At 56.0% G+C, this 19630-nt stretch carries 14 protein-coding genes and 1 pseudogene; 11 read left to right on the top strand and 4 right to left on the bottom strand.

Annotation, left to right across the window (positions count from 1 at the left end; all coding sequences use genetic code 11):
• Together H6A20_RS12290 and H6A20_RS12285 are read left to right on the top strand one after the other, a co-directional pair.
• Positions 1-281: pseudogene (locus tag H6A20_RS12290) on the top strand (transposase); the annotation flags it as partial.
• Positions 282-384: 103 nt separating this feature from the next.
• Positions 385-1140: a hypothetical protein gene (locus H6A20_RS12285; RefSeq protein ID WP_204907409.1), complete on the top strand. Its 756-nt coding sequence runs from the start codon at positions 385-387 to the stop codon at positions 1138-1140.
• A 118-nt stretch (positions 1141-1258) separates the two neighbouring features.
• Here H6A20_RS12285 and H6A20_RS12280 read toward each other — a convergent pair whose 3' ends face one another.
• The gene (locus H6A20_RS12280) at positions 1259-2599 is read right to left on the bottom strand and encodes a CapA family protein (RefSeq protein WP_204907408.1); all 1341 of its coding nucleotides are present in this window, start codon (positions 2597-2599) and stop codon (positions 1259-1261) included.
• Positions 2600-2784: 185 nt separating this feature from the next.
• Positions 2785-3885, bottom strand: a complete 1101-nt coding sequence (locus H6A20_RS12275) for a prephenate dehydrogenase (protein WP_204907407.1) — start codon at positions 3883-3885, stop codon at positions 2785-2787.
• Between the two features lie 191 nt (positions 3886-4076).
• Here H6A20_RS12275 and H6A20_RS12270 point away from each other — a divergent pair, with 191 nt between their 5' ends.
• The 6 genes from H6A20_RS12270 to H6A20_RS12245 all read left to right on the top strand — a co-directional run bounded on the left by H6A20_RS12270 (position 4077) and on the right by H6A20_RS12245 (position 13441).
• The gene (locus tag H6A20_RS12270; protein ID WP_204907406.1) at positions 4077-6152 is read left to right on the top strand and encodes an elongation factor G; all 2076 of its coding nucleotides are present in this window, start codon (positions 4077-4079) and stop codon (positions 6150-6152) included.
• Between the two features lie 201 nt (positions 6153-6353).
• Positions 6354-7721, top strand: coding sequence for a Trk system potassium transporter TrkA (gene trkA, locus H6A20_RS12265; RefSeq protein WP_204907405.1), 1368 nt, complete (start codon positions 6354-6356; stop codon positions 7719-7721).
• Positions 7722-7728: 7 nt separating this feature from the next.
• Positions 7729-9171: a TrkH family potassium uptake protein gene (locus H6A20_RS12260; protein WP_204907404.1), complete on the top strand. Its 1443-nt coding sequence runs from the start codon at positions 7729-7731 to the stop codon at positions 9169-9171.
• A gap of 21 nt (positions 9172-9192) precedes the next feature.
• Positions 9193-10791, top strand: coding sequence for a CvpA family protein (locus tag H6A20_RS12255; protein WP_204907403.1), 1599 nt, complete (start codon positions 9193-9195; stop codon positions 10789-10791).
• A gap of 37 nt (positions 10792-10828) precedes the next feature.
• Positions 10829-11761 carry an AEC family transporter gene (locus H6A20_RS12250; RefSeq protein WP_204907402.1) on the top strand — a complete coding sequence of 311 codons (933 nt, stop codon included), beginning with the start codon at positions 10829-10831 and terminating at the stop codon, positions 11759-11761.
• 51 nt (positions 11762-11812) lie between these two features.
• Entirely contained in the window at positions 11813-13441 is a 1629-nt protein-coding gene (locus tag H6A20_RS12245) for a Na/Pi cotransporter family protein (RefSeq protein ID WP_204907401.1), read from the top strand.
• Between the two features lie 73 nt (positions 13442-13514).
• Here the strand turns inward: H6A20_RS12245 and H6A20_RS12240 are convergent, their stop codons facing one another.
• Both H6A20_RS12240 and H6A20_RS12235 read right to left on the bottom strand, forming a co-directional pair.
• Positions 13515-13937: a hypothetical protein gene (locus tag H6A20_RS12240; RefSeq protein ID WP_204907400.1), complete on the bottom strand. Its 423-nt coding sequence runs from the start codon at positions 13935-13937 to the stop codon at positions 13515-13517.
• Positions 13938-14048: 111 nt separating this feature from the next.
• Positions 14049-15452, bottom strand: a complete 1404-nt coding sequence (locus tag H6A20_RS12235) for an alanine/glycine:cation symporter family protein (protein ID WP_204907399.1) — start codon at positions 15450-15452, stop codon at positions 14049-14051.
• 211 nt (positions 15453-15663) lie between these two features.
• On the opposite strand from H6A20_RS12235, the gene leuS reads away from it, so the two are divergent.
• The 3 genes from leuS (at position 15664) to H6A20_RS12220 (ending at position 19427) form a co-directional block, all read left to right on the top strand.
• Positions 15664-18090 carry a leucine--tRNA ligase gene (gene leuS / locus H6A20_RS12230; protein ID WP_204907398.1) on the top strand — a complete coding sequence of 809 codons (2427 nt, stop codon included), beginning with the start codon at positions 15664-15666 and terminating at the stop codon, positions 18088-18090.
• Between the two features lie 147 nt (positions 18091-18237).
• Complete coding sequence (locus H6A20_RS12225) at positions 18238-18825, top strand: DNA-3-methyladenine glycosylase I (protein ID WP_204907397.1); 588 nt, start codon at positions 18238-18240, stop codon at positions 18823-18825.
• The gene (locus H6A20_RS12220; protein ID WP_204907396.1) at positions 18822-19427 is read left to right on the top strand and encodes a hypothetical protein; all 606 of its coding nucleotides are present in this window, start codon (positions 18822-18824) and stop codon (positions 19425-19427) included. Before H6A20_RS12225 ends, H6A20_RS12220 begins: the two co-directional genes overlap by 4 nt.
• Positions 19428-19630 lie beyond the last annotated feature (203 nt).

Genomic DNA, 19630 nt, shown 5'->3' with positions numbered 1-19630 from the left:
CGGAGTTTCTGGAGAAGAACCGTGCGGAGGCGAGGAAGATGAGTATCTATGAATATGATCAGGAGAGACATATGAGGCAGGAGCGGGAGCAATCCTATGAGAAGGGGCTTGCCCAGGGGCTCGCGGAGGGCCACGCCCAGGGCTTCACAGATGGCCAGACGGAGGGCAAACGCAGTATAGTGGTCAATCTGGCCCGGTCCGGGATGCCGGCAGAGGAGATCGCCCGGATAGCAGAGACGGACGTCGGGCTTATCCGGGAGTGGATCCGGGAACAGATCTGATATCTCTGCCGAATGGAAAGGCCGGGCAGAGGGACGGAAGATAAATCCGTTGCGGAGCGGAAGAGGGACATGCATATCTTGTAAAAAGAGAAAGGGAAAACAGATGAGAAAATATAAGAAGGAGATTTTGTATTGCCTGACAGCTCCGATTGTCATTGTTTTTATCATGTTTCTTGTAGTGTGCCTCTTTGAATATATGAAGATCCATGTGCCGGGGAGCAGAGAAATGTGGATCGGTTTTATTGGCACTGTGATTGGCGGTTCTTTTACACTTGCAGGTGTTGTTGTTACGATTTGCGCGCAGAAGGATGCGGATTTAGAAACAAAGCGGCTTGAATATATGCCTCTTCTGGATTTCGAGGTGACGGAATACAAGCCGGACACGGATTTTGATCTTATTTTGACTGTGACGCCGGACAGAGAGCTGATCACAACAGGATTTTCCTGCCTGGAGCATAAGATGTGCAGCAAAATAGTGATAAGGTCAGAGAATCAGAAATGCGCGTTTGATCTCAGCGTTGCGGGATTGGCGGTAAACGGGAAATCAGTTGGCTGCCACAGTTATGCGTTCCATCATGTGAAAAGACGTTTGACGGGCAGTGAGAAGCTGGTATGGATTTTTGATCATGACACGGATATCAATCTTTTTTGCCTTTTGAGAATAGAATACAGGGATTTATTCGGAAACAGATATTATCAGGATGTTCCATTTACTTATCTTGAAGTCCTGCGTGACGACATTGGAGGAATAAGACAGTTTTTGGAAATCCGGGATATAAAAGCGCCAGTTCTTCAAACGGAGGCCAGACCATTGGAGGAGGCTGTGGGAGAGTATATGGATTATGCGGCGTTCTGCTGAGATGTTTCCTGCAGTCTTTTCTGTGCGGCAGCCGCCGTGACTGTCGCCTGCAAAAGAACGAAAAAAGCCATGCGGTGTTTTGCTGGAACATCGTATGGCTTTTTTTGATCTGGTATTTTCAGATGGCCGATTTCAGCGGCAGGGCGGCTTTTACCTTCTCCACGCCCCCGCCGATGATGGCCTGGGTGCGGGCGGCAGATGCGTCGGCCGCGTCCTTGATGCCGGAAAGTCCGGTAGTCTGTTCCAGGGTGGCGGTGTCGTTTAACGGCAGGACAGCGAAAGCGGCTCCGGCGCTGTCCTCATAGCGGTACGTCCACATGGGCGTGAAGGTGATGTCCGTCAGGGTTACCTTTCCCTTTTCATCGCTGGAGAGGGAAAGAGTCAAAAGGAAACTGTCCTCGGTCTCGCCGGTGGGCATTTCCGCCTGCATATATTCGGCTCTCTGGTTGGAGAGGAAGTTGCCGATGGCGTAGGCGCAGACCATCTGATGCTTCCCGTCTGAGGAAGTCAGAAGATCCACAGGCTGGATCACGTGGGGATGGCTGCCGATGAGGGTGTCAACGCCCATGTCGCAGAGCTTTTGCGCCATCTCGGTCTGCTGCTTTGACGGCGTCGTCTGATACTCAATCCCCCAGTGCATGTAGGCGATGGTGTACTGGACGCCTTCCTCCTTCATGGCCGCCAGGGAAGATGCTGCTTCCTCGTAAAAGGCTTCCGGGTGATTGGGGTCGAAGGAATTCACAAGGGGGGCAGCCTCGTCGGAGAGAGGGATGCTGTTGATGGACTTGGAGGCGCCCTCCTCCGTGGTCTCATAGACGTAGCTGAGGACGCCGACTTTGATGCCGTTTACCTCCACAATATTATATTTCTTCTGCTCTTCATCCGTGCGGGTCCCCATGAACAGCAGATTTTTCTCCCCAAGCACATCCATGGTCCGCAAAAGTCCCGCATCCAGTCCGTCGTAGACGTGGTTGCTGGCAAGGTTGATCATGTCAAATCCGCTGCCCGCGAGGGCGTCCGCCAGCGCGTCCGGCGCTTTGAACATGGGATAGCCGCTGTAGCCCGCCTCCTCGCCGGCCAGGGACGTCTCGATCGTGACGGTGGAGAAGTCCGCCGCTTCAAAGAGAGTGCGGCAGTGGTCGAAGATGGCGTTGTAATCATAGCTGCCGGTATCCGCGTTCAGATACACGCCCGATTCCAGGAACGGCAGATGAAAGACCACGTCCCCGGCCGCTGTCCAGACAGCTTCAGACGGTTCGTGTGCCTTGGCCTGCGCTGCGGCAGGAACTGCACCGCCTTCTTCCTGCTGCCCCGCTCCAGTACCGCCCGGGCCGGACGGGAAAAAGGCAGAGCACAGACCGGCTGTTACAATGCCGCCAAAGATCAGGGCAAAGACAGAACCGAAGAAATGCATCCTGCGCTGTTGTGCAAGTTTTTTGTGTTGTTTGAATTCCGACATAACGAATCTCCCTCATTTGTAGTGATACATTTATTGTATATTCTGCGGGGGCTAAAGGCAAGCCTTGCCGGAGGCAAAAGTGACAATTCCGAAAATTAACACAATTGCGCACCAGTACAAGCAATTCCGGACGTAACACTTTTAAAAAGTGTTACGTCCGGAATTACGTTACGTCCGGAATTGCATTACTGCCGTTCATAGACGATATACCGGTATTTCTGCAGAAGCTGCGCCGCTTTTTTTGCAGAGGCGTCGTCGTAAAATTCAATCCGAAGAACGCCTTCTTCAAATTCGCGATTGTGCACGATGCCGATATTCTTGATATTGATATTGTTGGATGCCAGGATGGTGGCGATGGTAGCGATCCCGCCCGCCTCGTCGATAATGTCGCAGTATACGGCAAACACCTTCTTGATGGGCCCTGAGGACCCGCCGGGAATGGAGTTGCGGTAGCTGCGGGAGCTGTCGAAGAGCTGGTACAAAGCCTGGGCGTCGCCCTGGTCTATCTCCTCCTTCGCCTGCTGCAGCATGGCGATGTACCGCTGCAGGATACAGGAAATATTTTCCCGGTTGTTCAGGCAGATGTGCTGCCACATGGTGGGGGAGGAGGAGGCGATGCGGGTGATGTCCTTAAAGCCGCCGGCCGCCAGGTGCTTCATCAGCTCGTCCTTTGTGTCCGTGTCCCGCACCAGGCATACGAGGCTGGCTGCGATAATGTGGGGCAGATGGCTGATGGTGCCGGTAATCTGGTCGTGCTGCCGGTAATCCAGCACAACGGGCAGGGCGTGGAGCGCCTCGACAAAGCTGGAGAAAGCGCGTACTTTCTCCTCCGGTACCTCCGGCGAGGGGGTGAGGATGTAGTAGGCGTTCTCGATGAGCATGGCCTTGGAGTTGGCGTACCCGCTCTTCTCCGAACCGGCCATGGGATGCCCGCCGATGAAATGCCGTCCAAGTCCCAGCCGTTCCACCTCCCGGTGGATGCTTGTCTTGACGCTGCCCACGTCCGTCAGCACGGTGTCCTCCTCCAGGTACCGGGAGATCTGCTTCAGATACGCATTATTATAAGAAACCGGCGCGCACAGGAAGATGCAGCTGCAGCCGCGGAAACTGTCGTCGATGTGGGCGGCCGCCACGTCGATGACAGATTCCTGGGTGGCGAGGGCCAGCGTCTCCTTGTTCTTGTCAAATGCGGTGATGGTGTAGTCCGGATAATACTGCCGTATGGCCCTGGCGATGGAGCCGCCGATGAGCCCCAGCCCGACAAAACCGATCTTCGTTTGCTTCATGTCTTTTCGTTCCTCTCCGTTCGCTGTATTTCTGCCGGAAAAGCAGTCGCTTGCTATGCATTTTACTACGAACAGGGCCGGATGTCAAAATGTCGAAATTTTTGTAAAACATGCATGAAAGAGTTGTAATATCAGAAAAATTTTAGTACAATATACCCATGAGATTTTTCGAAAAGCAAGGAGGCAGCTATATGAAGGTTTACAGAACGGACGAAATCAGAAACGTGGTCCTTTTAGGACATGGCGGATGCGGTAAGACAAGCCTTGTGGAGGCTATGGCTTACGTATCCGGCGCCATCAGCCGCATGGGAAAAGTGACGGATGGCAATACCATCAGCGATTTTGATAAAGAGGAGCAGAAGCGTAAGTTTTCCATCAGCACAACGCTGGTGCCCATCGAGTGGGAGAAGGCGAAGATCAATGTGCTGGATACGCCGGGCTACTTCGACTTCGTCGGCGAGGTGGAAGAGGCGGTCAGCGCGGCTGACGCAGCGGTCATCGTTGTGTCTGGCAAGGCCGGCGTGGAAGTCGGGACAGAGAAGGCGTGGGAGCTGTGCGACAAGTACAACCTGCCCCGCATGGTCTATGTGACGGAGATGGATGTGGACGACGCAAGCTTCCGCCAGGTCGTGCAGCAGCTCACGGACCGCTACGGCAAGGTGATCGCGCCCCATTTCCAGCCGATCCGCGAGAATGAGAAACTGGTCGGCTATGTCAATGTCATCAAGAACGCGGGACGCCGCTACACCGGCATCGGCCAGAGGGAAGAGTGCGAGATCCCGGATTACTGCAGGCCCAACCTGGAGATCTACCGGGAGAAGCTTCTGGAGGCAGTGGCCGAGACGAGCGAGGAGTTTATGGAGCGGTATTTTGCCGGCGAGGAGTTCTCTGTTGAGGAGATCCGCGCAGCCATGAGGACGGAAGTGATGGACGGCGACATTGTTCCGGTTGCCATGGGATCCAACATCCAGGCCCAGGGCGTTGCCAACCTGCTCTCTGACATTGTCCGCTTCTTCCCCAGCCCGGACTGCAGAAAGTGCGCGGGCCTGAACCGGACGACCAACGAGATCTTCGAGGCGGACTACAACTTCTCCGCAGCCAAGAGCGCCTATGTGTTCAAGACTATGGTGGATCCGTTCATCGGAAAATATTCCTTTATCAAGGTGTGCTCCGGCGTTCTCAAAGGCGACGACACGCTCTACAACACCGCCTCCGACACCGAGGTGAAGCTGGGCAAGATCTACACCATGTCCGGCAACAAGCCGGAGGAGGTAAGCGAGATGTTCGCCGGCGATATCGGCGCCATCGCCAAACTGCCGAACACCCAGACAGGAGATACGCTCTCCTCCAAGACGACCCAGGTTGTCTACAGCAAGACGGATTACTCCAAACCCTATACATATATGAAGTATGTCGTGAAAAACAAAGGCGATGAGGACAAGGTGTCCCAGGCGCTCCAGCGGATGATGGCCGAGGATGTGACCCTGAAGGCCGTCAACGACGGGGAGAACCGGCAGAGCCTCCTCTACGGCATGGGAGATCAGCACCTGGAGATCGCGGCCAGCAAGCTCCTGGCGAGATACAAATGCGAGATTCTGCTGGAGACGCCGAAGGTTGCCTTCCGCGAGACGATCCGCAAGAAATCCGACGTGGATTCCAAATACAAGAAGCAGACAGGCGGCCACGGACAGTACGGCCATGTCAAGATGCGCTTTGAGCCCTCCGGAGATCTGGACACGCCCTACATCTTTGAAGAAGAGGTGGTAGGCGGAGCAGTTCCGAAGAACTACTTCCCGGCTGTGGAGAAGGGGCTTCAGGAATCCGTGCAGAAGGGCCCTCTGGCCGGCTATCCGGTGGTGGGCGTGAAGGCGGTCCTCTACGACGGATCCTACCATCCGGTGGACTCCTCTGAGATGGCATTCAAGACCGCGACGAGCCAGGCCTTCAAGAAGGGCTTCATGGAGGCGGACCCGATCCTTCTGGAACCCATTGCTTCCGTGAAAGTCACCGTGCCGGACGACTACACCGGCGACGTCATGGGAGACCTCAACAAGCGCAGAGGCCGCGTGCTCGGCATGACGCCGGTGAGCGGAGGACGCCAGGTGATCGAGGCGGACGTGCCTATGACGGGCATGTTCGGCTACTGCACCACCCTGCGGTCCATGACAGGCGGCAGAGGCACATACGAGTACACCTTTGCCCGCTACGAGCAGGCGCCTCACGACGTGCAGGAGGCGGAGATTGCCAAGAGGTCTGCGGAGGAATAAAATAGCACAAAAACCCGGGCGGCGGCACACATTTTTTTGTGATGTGTGCCGCCCCTTTTCTGCGTGCAATCCTATTGCAGATTAGATATAGAAGTGCTATAATCCAGTTGCCGTATACTGCGGCTGTTTTTTTACGCCTGAAAAGGCGCCGCCGCAGGGGAGGATACTGCAAAAGAGAATTGTGAAAAAGAGGGAAAAAAGGTGAAAATAGTTATCATCGGAGACGGAAAAGTCGGGCGGAAACTGGCTGCCCAGTTGTCTGAAGAGGATTATGATATCGTATTGATCGACCAGAATGCCGGAAAATTAAAAGAGGCGCTGAACCAGATGGATATCTTCTGCATCACCGGAAACGGGGCGGACGCAGAGGTGCAGAAGGAGGCGGACGTGCCCCACGCGGACCTGGTCATCGCCTGCGCGTCCACGGACGAACTGAACATGATGAGCTGCCTGCTGGCCAAGAGGCTGGGGGCGAGACATACGATCGCCAGAGTGAGAAACCCCATCTACTACCGGCAGATGGGCCTTCTCAAGGAGGACCTGCACCTGAGCATGGCGGTCAACCCGGAGCTGGCTGTCGCCCATGAGATCGCAAGAGTGCTCCTGTTTCCGGACACGAGCAAGGTGGAGACGTTCGTGAAGGGGAGAGTGGAGCTGGTGGAGTTCCCGATCCGCTCCGACAGCAAGCTGAAAGACCTGTCCCTGGCGGAGATCTACCAGAGGTTCCAGGTCCGCATCCTTGTCTGCGCGGTCAAGAGAGGCAAAGACGTCTTTATCCCGGACGGGCACACCGTGCTGGAGGAGGGCGACCGCATCTACATCGCCTCCACCCACAAGACGCTGGAGAAATTTTTCGCGGCGCTTGGCAGACGGGTGGACAAAGTGAAAAATGTCATGATCTGCGGCGGGGGCTCCGTCAGCTTCTATCTGGCCAGCCAGCTGCAGCATGCGAGAATGCACATCAAGATCATTGAGAAGGACTACGCCCGCTGCGAGCAGTTGACAGAGCTGCTCCCGGAGACGACGGTGATCCACGGCGACGCCACGGACCACGCCCTTCTGCTGGAGGAGGGCATCGAGGACGCGGACGCCATGGTCGCCCTCACCGGCATGGACGAGGAGAATATCATCCTTGGCCTGTTCGCGAAGACGAAGAACGTGCCCAAGATCATCGTCAAAGTCAACGAGGACTCCCGCGCCCAGATGGTGGAGGGCATGGGCATCGACAGCATCGTGTCCGCCAAGGGCGTGACGGCAGACGCCATCTTAAGCTATGTGCGGGCCAGGAAAAAATCGCTCAAGAGCGCCAACGTGGAGACGCTCTACCGGCTGGTGGGCGAGCGGGTCGAGGCCCTGGAATTCATCATACGCGAGGAGTGCGAGTACACCGGCGTCCCGCTGAAAGATCTGGAGACAAAGCCGGAGTACCTGATCGCCTGTATCGGCCGCAAGGGGAAGATCATCATCCCGAGCGGCGAGGACTACATGCAGGTGGGAGACAGCGTGGTCGTTGTGACAACAAAGAGGGGGACGGAAGATCTCCGGGAGATCCTCGTCAGACAGAGGTAGACGCAAGATGAATAAGAAAATGATCATACATATAATAGGGAAAATGATGGGGGTAGAGGCGCTTCTGCTTCTGCTCCCGGCATTTGTCGGTTTCCTGTACGGGGAGGAGAGCGCGGTCTGGTTCGTTGTGACAGCAGCGGTGCTGGCTGTGTTTTTTCTTGTCGCGCTCGGAACAAAGCCGGAAGATACAAAACTCTACGGAAAGGACGGCCTGTTCATCGTCTCTTCCGCCTGGATCCTCTGGTCCCTGTTCGGAGCCATGCCCTTCTTCCTGTCCGGGTCCATACCGAACTATGTGGACGCCTTCTTTGAGACCGTGTCCGGGTTCACGACGACCGGATCCACGATCCTGAAAGATGTGGAGGCCCTTCCCCAGTGCATGCTCTTCTGGCGCAGCTTCACCCACTGGGTGGGCGGCATGGGCGTGCTCGTGTTCGTGATGGTGCTGACAAACTTAAACAAGCAGAACGCCATCCATCTGATGCGCGCCGAGGTGCCGGGGCCTGAGAAGGACAAGCTGGTACCCAAGGCGCGGGATACGGCCCGGATCCTGTACGCCATGTATTTCATCCTGACCATGGTGCAGGTCGTTCTCATGATGGCGGGCGGCATGAACCTGTTTGACTCCCTTGTGCACGCCTTCGGCACAGCGGGAACGGGAGGCTTCTCCAACTATGCGGACAGCGTGGGGTATTTTGACAGCGCCTACCAGGACGGCGTGATCACAGTCTTCATGATCCTGTTCGGCATCAACTTCAACCTGTACTATTTCCTGGCGATCCGCCAGTTTAAGACGGCTCTGAAAAACGAGGAGCTGTGGGGGTACCTTGGCATCATCGCAGCGGCCATCGCAGCCATCACCGTCAATCTCAGCAGTTCCTATGACTCCGTGCTGGAGGCGTTCCGCTACGCGGCCTTCCAGGTGGGCTCCATCATTACGACTACAGGTTATGCCACGGCGGACTACAACGTGTGGCCGGTGCTGTCCAAGTGCATCCTGGTAGCCCTGATGATCGTGGGCGCCTGCGCCTCCTCTACCGGCGGCGGCATCAAGGTGTCCCGTCTCCAGATCGCCCTCAAGAGCATCTGGAAGGAGGTCAAGCACATGGCCCACCCGAAGTCTGTGAACGTGGTGCGCTTAAGCGGAAAGAAGCTGGGCGAGGATACGATCCACAACGTGTACATCTACCTGCTTGCCTACACCTTCCTGGCGATCGTGTCCGTGATCCTTGTATCTGCAGATAATTTCGACTTTGAGACGACGGTTGGCTCTGTGATCACGACCATCGGCAACGTGGGGCCGGGACTTGGCATGACAGGTCCGATCGGCAGCTTTGCGGATTACTCCATGTTCTCAAAACTTGTATTTTGTATTGATATGTTGGCCGGAAGGCTTGAAATCTTTCCCTTTTTGATGTTATTCTCATATATGTGGAGAAAGAAATTCTAACTCCCTCAAAAAGGAGGAATTATGAAAAAGAGCAGAAAGTTATTTCTGGGTATTGCGCTTGTGCTGGCGGCAGGCATCTATTACTATGTCGCGCTGCCGGCCATCAATATCCATTCTTCAGACGTCTGGTTTTTCATCCTCGCCCTGCTTGTGATCCTGGCCGTTGTCTATGCGGCAAGGAAGCGGCTCGGCAGGGGTGAGATCAGGAGCTCCCGGCCCATGAAGGTCTTTGCAGGGCTGATCCTGGGCGTGGGAGTCGTCTATCTTGTCGGCACCTTACTGTCATCCCCTATCATCAACGCAAAAAAATACCAGAGCCTCATGACGGTGGAGGAAGGGAATTTTACCGAGGACATCGAGGAGCTGTCCTTTGACAGGATCCCGCTCCTTGACAAGGATTCCGCGGCTATTTTGGGGGACCGGAAGATGGGGAGCATGGTGGATATGGTCTCCCAGTTCGAGGCGGATGACATTTACAGCCAGATCAACTACCAGGACCGCCCGGTGCGGGTGACGCCCCTGAAATACGCCAGCCCCATCAAGTGGCTGACGAACCAGTCCGAGGGCATCCCGGCCTACATCCTCATCGACATGGCCAGCCAGAACACAGAGCTGGTCAAGCTGGAGGAGGGGATCAAATACTCCACGAGCGAGTATTTCAACCGGAACATCTACCGCCACCTGCGGTTTGCCCACCCCACCTATATCTACGGGGAGCTGAGTTTTGAGATCGACGACGACGGCGTGCCCTACTGGATCGCGCCGGTCAAACAGTTCAACATCGGCCTCTTCGGCGGCGAGACAGTGGGGAAAGTGGTGCTGTGCAATGCGGTGACCGGCGAGACAGAGACCTATGACATAGAGGACGCGCCCCAGTGGATCGACCGGGCCTACTCGGCAGACCTGCTGGTGCAGCTCTTTGACTACTACGGGACCCTCAAGCACGGGTTCCTGAACAGTGTGCTGGGGCAGAAGGACTGCCTGCAGACGACGGAAGGGTACAATTACCTTGCCATGGACGACGACGTGTGGATGTACACCGGCGTCACGTCCGTCAACGGGGATCAGTCCAACGTGGGATTCGTCCTGTCCAACCAGCGCACCATGGAGACAAGATACTACGAGGTGGAGGGGGCCACCGAGTCGGCGGCCATGGCCTCCGCAGAGGGACAGGTGCAGAACTTAAAGTACCAGGCAACCTTCCCCCTCCTTCTCAACATCGCAGATGAGCCGACCTACTTCATCGCCCTCAAGGACGACGCGGGGCTTGTGAAAAAGTATGCCATGGTCAATGTGCAGAAATACCAGGTGGTGGCGATCGGGGATACGGTCAGCCAGTGCCAGGAGAGCTACCGGGAACTCCTCGTGAGCAACGGCATCCGCGCCGAGGAGGAGGCGGAGCCGGTGGAGAAGCAGACGGTCTCCGGAGTGATCGCAAGGATCGCCGAGGCGGTGGTGGACGGCAACTCCCACTACTATGTCCTGCTGGAAGGCTCGGAGGAGATCTTCGATGTGCCGGTGGCGGACTGCCTGGAGATCATCCGCTATGAGACGGGCGACACCGTCACCTTTACGTATGAGGCGGGCGAGCCCGCCAACACAGTGACTGCTGTGGAGTGAGGCGGCAGCGGACAGACGAGGAATGAGTGAGTAGAATATGGAACTGAGTATCCTGCTGGCAGAGCAGATCGTGGCCCTCTTCCTGATGGCCCTGGTCGGGTATCTGGCAGTGAAATCCGGAAAATTCAAAGAGGAGGACAGCCGGATCATCTCAAACATGGTGGTCTACATCTGTTCCCCCTGCGTGATCGTCAACGCCTTTCAGATCGAGTTCACCGCGGATAAGCTGGCCGGGTTCGCCCTCGCGTGCGGCGCCTGCATCCTCTCCCACGTCGTGCTGATTGCGGGCGGACGGCTGCTGGCCGGGCCGCTGCACTTTAACAGCATCGAGAAGGCGTCTGTGGAGTACAGCAACGCGGGCAATCTCATCGTGCCCCTTGTGGCGGCGGTGCTGGGGGAGGAGTGGGTCTTCTACACGACGGCCTACGTGATGATCCAGACCACCCTTCTGTGGACCCACTGCCAGTCGGTGATCTGCGGGGACCAGAAGACAGACATCCGGAAGATCCTGCTCAATCCGAATATCCTGGCGATCGGGACCGGCTTTATCCTGTTTGTGACAAAGATCCGGCTTCCCTACATTGTCAGCGAGTGTGTCACCGGCTTCGGGGACATGATCGGGCCGGCCAGCATGCTGGTGGTCGGCATGCTCATCGGGAACGTGGACCTCGCGTGGGTGTTCCGGCAGAAGCGGCCTTACCTGATCTGCTTTCTGCGGCTTGTGTTCTTCCCGGTGATCCTGATCTTCCTGTATGTGTTCAGCGGCCTTGGCCGGCTGCATCCGGACGCGGAGTACATTCTCATGATCGTCCTTCTGGCAGCCTGCGCGCCGGTGGCGGTGATGGTGACCCAGTTGTCCCAGATCCACGGCAAAGACGCCCGCTATGCCAGCGTGATCAACATCATGTCCGTGATCTTCTGTATTGTTACGATGCCCCTGATGGTGTTCCTCTATGAGGCACTGGTCTGAAAAGGACAGGGCTCTGTATAAAAACCTAAAAAACAAAGGATGGAAAGAGAAATGGGTATAACAGAAATTTTACAGTTACTTGGAGGCCTGGCCCTGTTCCTGTACGGTATGCAGATGATGAGTACCGGCCTGGAGACGGCGGCCGGCAATAAGATGAAGACGATCCTGGAGAGGCTGACGTCGAACCGCATCAAAGGCGTGCTGGCCGGCGCCATCATCACAGCCGTGATCCAGTCCTCCTCCGCCACGACCGTCATGGTAGTCGGCTTCGTTAACTCCGGCCTCATGACGCTGCGGCAGGCCGTCTGGGTGATCATGGGCGCCAACATCGGTACCACCATCACCGGACAGCTCATCGCCCTGGATGTGGGAGCCCTGGCTCCGTTCTTCGCCTTCGTGGGCGTGGCCTGCATCATGTTTGTGAAAAAGGAGAATGTCAGGCATATCAGCGAGGTGATCGCCGGATTCGGCGTGCTCTTCATCGGTATGGACATGATGGGCAACGCCATGGTGCCCCTTCAGAGCTCTGAGGTGTTCATCAACTTCATGACCACATTCTCCAACCCGCTGGCAGGCATCGCCATGGGCGCGGTGTTCACAGCCATCATCCAGTCCTCCTCCGCCTCTGTCGGCATCCTGCAGGCGCTGGCGAGCGCAGGACTCGTACCCCTGTCCAGCGCGGTGTACATCCTGTTCGGACAGAACATCGGTACCTGTATCACAGCGGTCCTTGCCTCCATCGGCACGAAGCCGGCTGCCAAGCGCACGACCATCATCCATCTGATGTTTAATATTATCGGATCGGTTTTGTTTACGATCATCTGCATCCTGACGCCCTTTACAGATTTTATGGCCGGAACGGCTCCTGGAAATGCGGCGGCCCAGATCGCCAATGTACATACAACGTTTAACGTTGTCACAACACTTCTGCTCCTGCCCTTCGGCACCTACATGGCAAGTCTTGCGGAGAAGATCCTGCCGGAGAGCGAAAGCGAGAAGGATGGGATCAAGCGCCTCAAGTACATCACGCCTTTTGAGACGAGCTACCAGGTTGGACAGGCAGCTATCATGCAGGCCCAGGTGGAGCAGGAAGTGGGCCGGATGACCGGCATGGTGCGCCGGAACATCGAGGACAGCTTCGAGTCCCTGATCCGGAATGACGTGAGCAAGAACGAGGAGATCACAGAGCGGGAGGACTACATCGATTACCTCAACGTGGAGATCTCCCGGTACATTGTCCATGTCATGTCCTCCGAGTCGGCCAGCCGGGATCTGAAGAACATCAGCGGCTACTACACGGTGGTCGGCAACCTGGAGCGGATCGGCGACCATGCCATGAATCTGGCAGGCTACGCCGTGAACCTGAAGAAGTGGGGACAGCAGTTCTCAGAAGACGCCCTGGCGGAGCTGAAGATGATGCGGGATGTGTGTCTGAAGACAGTGGACGAGATCGAGGACTTCACAAAGGGACAGAAGGAGAAGATCCTGGAGAGAACGGCCCGCAACGAGCAGAAGATCGACGACATGCGGGACGATTACCGGAACAGACAGGTGGCCCGGATGGAGAAGGGAACCTGCCAGGCGGATACGGGCATCATCTACTCGGAGATCCTGACGGATTTCGAGAGGATCGGCGATCACGCCCTCAATATTGCCCAGCAGTATAACAGCATAGCGTAAGAGCCCGGATCTTTGGGCATGAAAAAAAGAGTTCCTCATTCGGATGGAGGAACTCTTTTATTTTCCCAGCTTTTTAGTTTAACACCTTGCAGTCCGTCAGATCAATGTCGGTCAGATCTTCCTTGCTTGCGCTGATGCTCACATAGAAGTCGATCTCGCACTCTGCGGAGATCTTCTTCAGGCGCTCCACAAACTTTGGCATGTCGGAGGATTTGATGTGGTCGCGCTTCAGGATGCCGTCGATGAACACGCACTCCACATCGTGGTTGGCGCTGTACATGCCGTAGAGGAAGCCTATGTACTCGTCAATGTTGGTGATCGCCTCGTAGTCATCCATGCATACGACCCGGATGTCGAAGGTCACGCTGCTTGTATCGCGGTGGCTGTTTTTGATGAACACAACGTTTCCGCTGCACTCCTTTGCCTGCTGATTAGCCAGCTCGATCATCTGCTGTGTCTTACCGCTGCCTTTTGGTCCTGCTAATAAATTTACCATGGAAAACACTCCTTTTTTCATGTACTTTTTAAAATACAAACGTATTTTTCTTAACATTCATTATACATGAATTTAATAAGATAAACAATATAAATATTTGTATGGATTTGTTTAGTTCCAGAAATCGGTCTTGTAGGGAAGCTGGATGTCGGCTGCCTTGAAGACCGGATTTTTCCCTTCCTTTTTCTGCCTTCTGTAGTCCTTCAGGCAGCGCACGGCAGGGCCGCCAAGCAGGATGATGACGGGCAGGTTGATGAGCGCCAGGAATCCCATGATGACATCCGCGGTAGCCCAGGCGACGCTGAACTCCATAAGAGAGCCGCCGAACACGACCACGGTGGCGAAGATGCGGAACACAAAGAGCATCCGTCGGCCCGGCTTCTTGTCGCACAGGTAGCCAAGCCCCATCTCTGCGTAGAAGTAGTTGCCGATGAGGGTGGTGAAGGCGAACAGGAAGAGGGCGATGGTGATAAAGGTCGTGCCGAAGCTTCCCAGCGTCTCCGCTGCGGCTGTCTGTACCCAGGGCATGCCCTTGAGCGCATCGCTGGGCGCCACGCCGGAGCAGAGCAGCATGAAGGAGGTGGCGGAGCAGATCACGATGGTGTCGATAAAGACGGAGAGCATCTGCACCAGGCCCTGCTTGACCGGGTGGGAGACGGAGGCGCTGGCCGCCGCATTGGGGGCGGAACCTACGCCGGCCTCGTTGGAGAAGAGGCCCCTCTTGATGCCCTGCATGATGCAGGAGCCCGTGAAGCCGCCGAAGATGGCCCGGAAATCAAAGGCGTTTGTGAAGATGTCCACAAACATCCGGGGGATCAGCTCAAAGTGCGTCACCACGATGAAGAGGGCCACCGCCAGGTAGAAGATGCCCATGAGCGGCACCAGGAGCCCGGTGATCTTCGAGATCTGGGTGCTTCCCCCGAAGATGCAGACGCAGAAGATCACGGCGAGGATGCCGCCGATGATCATGGGCGTGGTGCCCTCCTGGAAGAAGCTGTAGGTGCGGAAGCAGTCGGTGATGTTGAAGGAGGCCACCATGTTGAAGCCCACCATGTAGGTGAGGATCAGGAAGACGGCGAACACGGCGCCGAGCCAGCGCTTCTTAAGGGCCGCCTGGATGTAGTACGCGGGGCCGCCGTAGCAGGTGCCGTCCTGAGCTTTCCTCTTATAGATCTGCGCCAGGGTGCTCTCGATGAAGGCGGAGGCGCTGCCGAGAAGGGCGGTGAGCCACATCCAGAAGACGGCGCCCGGACCGCCGATGCAGATGGCGGTGGAGATGCCGGCGATGTTGCCCGTGCCGACCCGGGAGGCGGTGGACACCATCAGCGCCTGGAAGGAGGAGAGCCCGTCCTCGCTGTCTTTTGGCTCCATGACGACGCGGATGGCCTCGCCCAGCATGCGGAACTGTACGCCCCTTGTCTTGATGGTGAAGTAGATGCCGGTTCCGACCAGGAGTACGATCAGGATGTAGGTGTACAGAAGGTCGCTTAACGTGTTGATGATCTGTGCAAACATAAGTCTGTTCCTTTCTTTTGTATTCTTTCGCAGAATGCAGTCTTCGTCTATCATACCGTGACGCGCCCCGCATGTCCAGCAAAAATTCCCCGAAATCCTGAAAAAGCAGAGTGAAATCTGTAAAATCCGGGCGGATAACTTGACAGACGGACTTCCTATGGTAAAATTAGAAATAGTGTACATTTACGCATAATAACAGGAGGGATGAACAATGGCTGTACCTTATAATCATAAGGCCATCGAGAAGAAATGGCGGGAAAACTGGGAGAAGAACCCGGTGAATACCAAAGTGGACCAGGATGGCAATACACGTGAAAAATATTACTGCCTGGACATGTTCCCGTACCCGTCCGGAAACGGACTTCACGTGGGACACTGGAGAGGCTATGTGATCTCCGATGTGTGGAGCAGATACAAGCTGCAGCAGGGCTACTATATCATCCATCCCATGGGATGGGACGCCTTCGGCCTTCCGGCTGAGAACTACGCCATCAAGATGGGCGTGCACCCGGCCGTATCCACGGCTGAGAACATCAGGCATATCAAGGAGCAGATCAACCAGATCGCGGCTCTCTACGACTGGGATCTGGAGGTCAATACGACGGATCCGGACTACTATAAGTGGACCCAGTGGATCTTTGTGAAGATGTTCAAAGAGGGACTTGCCTACGAGAAGGAATTCCCCATCAACTGGTGCCCGTCCTGTAAGACAGGCCTGGCCAACGAGGAAGTGGTGAACGGAAAGTGCGAGCGCTGCGGCGCGGAGGTGACGAAGAAGAACCTCCGCCAGTGGATGCTGAAGATCACGGCCTACGCGGAGCGGCTCCTCAAGGATCTGGACAAGCTGGACTGGCCGGAGAAAGTCAAGAAGATGCAGACAGACTGGATTGGCAAGTCCTACGGCGCGGAGGTGGATTTCCCCATCGACGGGAGACCGGAGAAGATCACCGTCTACACCACAAGGCCGGACACGCTCCACGGGGCCACCTTCATGGTGCTGGCGCCGGAGCACGCCCTTGCGAAAGAGCTGGCCACAGATGAGACACGGGAAGCTGTGGAGAAATATATCTACGAGGCGTCCATGAAGTCCAACGTGGACCGGATGCAGGATAAGGAAAAGACCGGCGTATTCACCGGAAGCTATGCCATCAATCCCATCAACGGCAAGAAGGTGCCCATCTGGCTGTCCGACTACGTACTTGCCGACTACGGTACGGGAGCCATCATGTGCGTGCCTGCCCACGACGACCGTGACTTTGAGTTTGCCACAAAATTCGGCATCCCGATCATCCAGGTCATTGCAAAGGACGGGAAAGAGATCGAGAACATGACAGAGGCCTACACCGAGGCGTCCGGGATCATGATCAATTCCGGCGAGTGGGACGGCATGGAATCCTCCGTGCTGAAGAAGGAAGGCCCCCATATTATAGAAGAGAAAGGGATCGGGCGCGCGACTGTGAACTACAAGCTGCGCGACTGGGTGTTCTCCCGCCAGAGATACTGGGGCGAGCCCATCCCGATCATCCACTGCCCGCACTGCGGCAATGTGCCGGTGCCGGAGGAGGAGCTTCCCCTGCGGCTCCCGGATGTGCAGTCCTACGAGCCTACCGGGACCGGCGAATCCCCGCTGGCAGCCATCGACGAGTGGGTGAACTGCAAGTGCCCGGTCTGCGGGGCGGACGCGAAGCGGGAGACGAACACCATGCCCCAGTGGGCAGGTTCCTCCTGGTACTTCCTGCGCTATGTGGACAACCACAACGACAGGGAACTTGTATCCAGGGAGAAGGCAGATGCAATGCTCCCGGTTGATATGTACATCGGCGGTGTGGAGCATGCGGTGCTGCACCTTCTGTATGCGCGCTTTTACACAAAATTCCTGTGCGACATCGGCGTGATCGATTTCGACGAGCCCTTCCACAAGCTGTTCAACCAGGGCATGATCACCGGAAAGAACGGCATCAAGATGAGCAAGTCCAAGGGGAACGTGGTGTCTCCGGACGATCTGGTGCGGGATTACGGCTGTGATTCCCTGCGCATGTACGAGCTTTTTGTGGGACCGCCGGAGCTGGATGCCGAGTGGGACGACAGGGGCATTGACGGCGTGTACCGCTTCCTCAAGAAGGTGTGGAACCTTTTGCAGGACAGCAAGGATAAAGAGATCAAGGCCACGAAAGCCATGCTCAAGGAGCGCCACAGACTCACTTATGACGTGACGACCCGCCTGGAGAGCTTCAGCCTGAACACAGTTGTCTCCGCCTTTATGGAGCACACAAACAAGCTGACAGAGATCGCCAGGAAAGAGGGCGGCGTGGACAGGGAGACGCTGGAGACTCTTGCCGTTCTCCTGTCGCCTTTCACGCCTCACATGGCAGAGGAGATGTGGGAGGAGCTTGGCCACACCGAGACAGTCTTCCACGCCGGCTGGCCCACCTACGATGAGGAGGCCATGAAGGACGACGAGGTGGAGATCGCTGTGCAGATCAACGGCAAGACGAGAGCCGTTGTGGCCCTTCCGGCCGATGTGTCCAAAGAGGATGCCATCGCAAAAGGAAAGGAAGCTGTGCAGGATAAGCTGACCGGGACGATCGTGAAAGAGATCTATGTGCCGGGAAGGATCATCAATATCGTGCAGAAATAGGCACTGTGAATATAGAAGAGACGGGCGTGTCCCCTGGGGGAGGCCGGTCTCTTCTTTTGCGTTCCTTTTACTGGATTTTTACTGGAAATGACGTTTCCTGTGTGAGATAATATCTGACAGAGGAAGAATGAGAAGAGGAGACCAGCTATGAACAGATGTCCGTGGTGCCTGTGCAATGAAAAGATGATCCGGTATCATGATGAGGAGTGGGGCGTGCCGCTTCATGACGACAGGAAACAGTTTGAGTTCCTGATGATGGAAGTCATGCAGTGCGGCCTGAACTGGAATATGATGATAAAGAAGCGGGAGATCTTCCGGCAGTGCTTTGACGGCTTTGACTTTGACAAAGTGGCGGGCTACGGCGAGGCGGATGTGGAGCGCATCCTGGGCACGGAGGGGATGATCCGCTCTGAGAGAAAGGTGCGGGCTGTCATCCACAATGCCCGGTGTTTCCAGCAGATCCGGGACGCATACGGGTCCTTCTCGGCATACCTGTGGAGCTTTACGGGCGGCAGGACCTATGTCTATCCGGCCCATCAGACAGAGGGGCTGCCGGCCAGCAACGAACTGTCGGACAAGATCAGCAGGGACCTGAAAAAGCGGGGGCTGAAATATATGGGATCCATCACCGTGTATTCCCATCTGCAGGCCTGCGGCATCATCAACGATCACCGGGAGGACTGCTTCCGGTTTGCAGAGCTTCTCGCACTGGCGGATGTGGAGGAACAGAAATGAGTAAAACGAAAATCTGTACGGAAGAAATGGGAAAGTGGCTTAAGATCCTGTTCTGGCTGCTGATCATAAGCACGGTGGCAGGCATCTTTATCACAGAAGAAACGGTGGAAAAGGTCCCTGCGCTGCAGTTGGTCAGCACCCTGTTCGTGATCGCATACGGCGGTGTTCTCTTGAAGATGTCTGCCTGTGATCCTGCCTGCGGGCGCTACAGGACGGCGGGCATCTGTAAAATCCTGTCGGCAGCTTTGAGCGCCGCGTTAAGCCTGCTGTCCGGGGGAACCGGCGTGACGGCGTTTGCGCTGGTCCTGCTGGCCCTCCTTGCGGCAGCGGCGCTTGATATAGCCGGTGAGTACCAGGAGCTGAAGGGGCATGCGGCTGTTCTTCAGGAGCGGGACCTCCTTCTCTCGGAAAAGTGGCTGCGCCTTGTAAAGTGGTATGTGGGCCTGCTGGCGGGATCGGCGGCGGGCGTCATCCTGTCGGCGCTGTTGCCCCTGGCGGGGGTGGTGCTTGTGCTGGCAGCAGGCGTGGGGATCATTGTGGTGAGTGTTGTGAAGATCGTATACCTGTACAGGACAGGAAAGGACTATTGTGTAAGCAGATAAGTTTTCTACAGATCCCGGCGCCCATGGTATATTTATCTGGTATTTTCTCCCTGTCTGTGTTATCATATGTAAAAGCATTATGTTTCCGGCATGCCTGATTCTAACGCAGCATTAGCTGCATCTGTTTTTCTATTACATTCAGGAAAATCTCAATGCTTTTAATTCCCATTATCAGCAGAGAGATTAGCGGATGCGGCTTTAGC

The sequence above is a fragment of the Mordavella massiliensis genome (assembly GCF_016901695.1).
Lineage (GTDB): Bacteria > Bacillota > Clostridia > Lachnospirales > Lachnospiraceae > Claveliimonas > Claveliimonas massiliensis_A.
Note: the sequence above shows the minus strand (reverse complement) of the source record. Positions and strands in the feature narration are given on the sequence as shown.

Bases quoted from the DNA above. Each gene is read 5' to 3' on its own strand.
- H6A20_RS12285 (WP_204907409.1), top strand. From the start codon at position 385: ATGAGAAAATATAAGAAGGAGATTTTGTATTGCCTGACAGCTCCGATT.
- H6A20_RS12280 (WP_204907408.1), bottom strand. From the start codon at position 2,599: ATGTCGGAATTCAAACAACACAAAAAACTTGCACAACAGCGCAGGATG.
- H6A20_RS12275 (WP_204907407.1), bottom strand. From the start codon at position 3,885: ATGAAGCAAACGAAGATCGGTTTTGTCGGGCTGGGGCTCATCGGCGGC.
- H6A20_RS12270 (WP_204907406.1), top strand. From the start codon at position 4,077: ATGAAGGTTTACAGAACGGACGAAATCAGAAACGTGGTCCTTTTAGGA.
- H6A20_RS12260 (WP_204907404.1), top strand. From the start codon at position 7,729: ATGAATAAGAAAATGATCATACATATAATAGGGAAAATGATGGGGGTA.
- H6A20_RS12255 (WP_204907403.1), top strand. From the start codon at position 9,193: ATGAAAAAGAGCAGAAAGTTATTTCTGGGTATTGCGCTTGTGCTGGCG.
- H6A20_RS12250 (WP_204907402.1), top strand. From the start codon at position 10,829: ATGGAACTGAGTATCCTGCTGGCAGAGCAGATCGTGGCCCTCTTCCTG.
- H6A20_RS12245 (WP_204907401.1), top strand. From the start codon at position 11,813: ATGGGTATAACAGAAATTTTACAGTTACTTGGAGGCCTGGCCCTGTTC.
- H6A20_RS12240 (WP_204907400.1), bottom strand. From the start codon at position 13,937: ATGGTAAATTTATTAGCAGGACCAAAAGGCAGCGGTAAGACACAGCAG.
- H6A20_RS12235 (WP_204907399.1), bottom strand. From the start codon at position 15,452: ATGTTTGCACAGATCATCAACACGTTAAGCGACCTTCTGTACACCTAC.
- leuS (WP_204907398.1), top strand. From the start codon at position 15,664: ATGGCTGTACCTTATAATCATAAGGCCATCGAGAAGAAATGGCGGGAA.
- H6A20_RS12225 (WP_204907397.1), top strand. From the start codon at position 18,238: ATGAACAGATGTCCGTGGTGCCTGTGCAATGAAAAGATGATCCGGTAT.
- H6A20_RS12220 (WP_204907396.1), top strand. From the start codon at position 18,822: ATGAGTAAAACGAAAATCTGTACGGAAGAAATGGGAAAGTGGCTTAAG.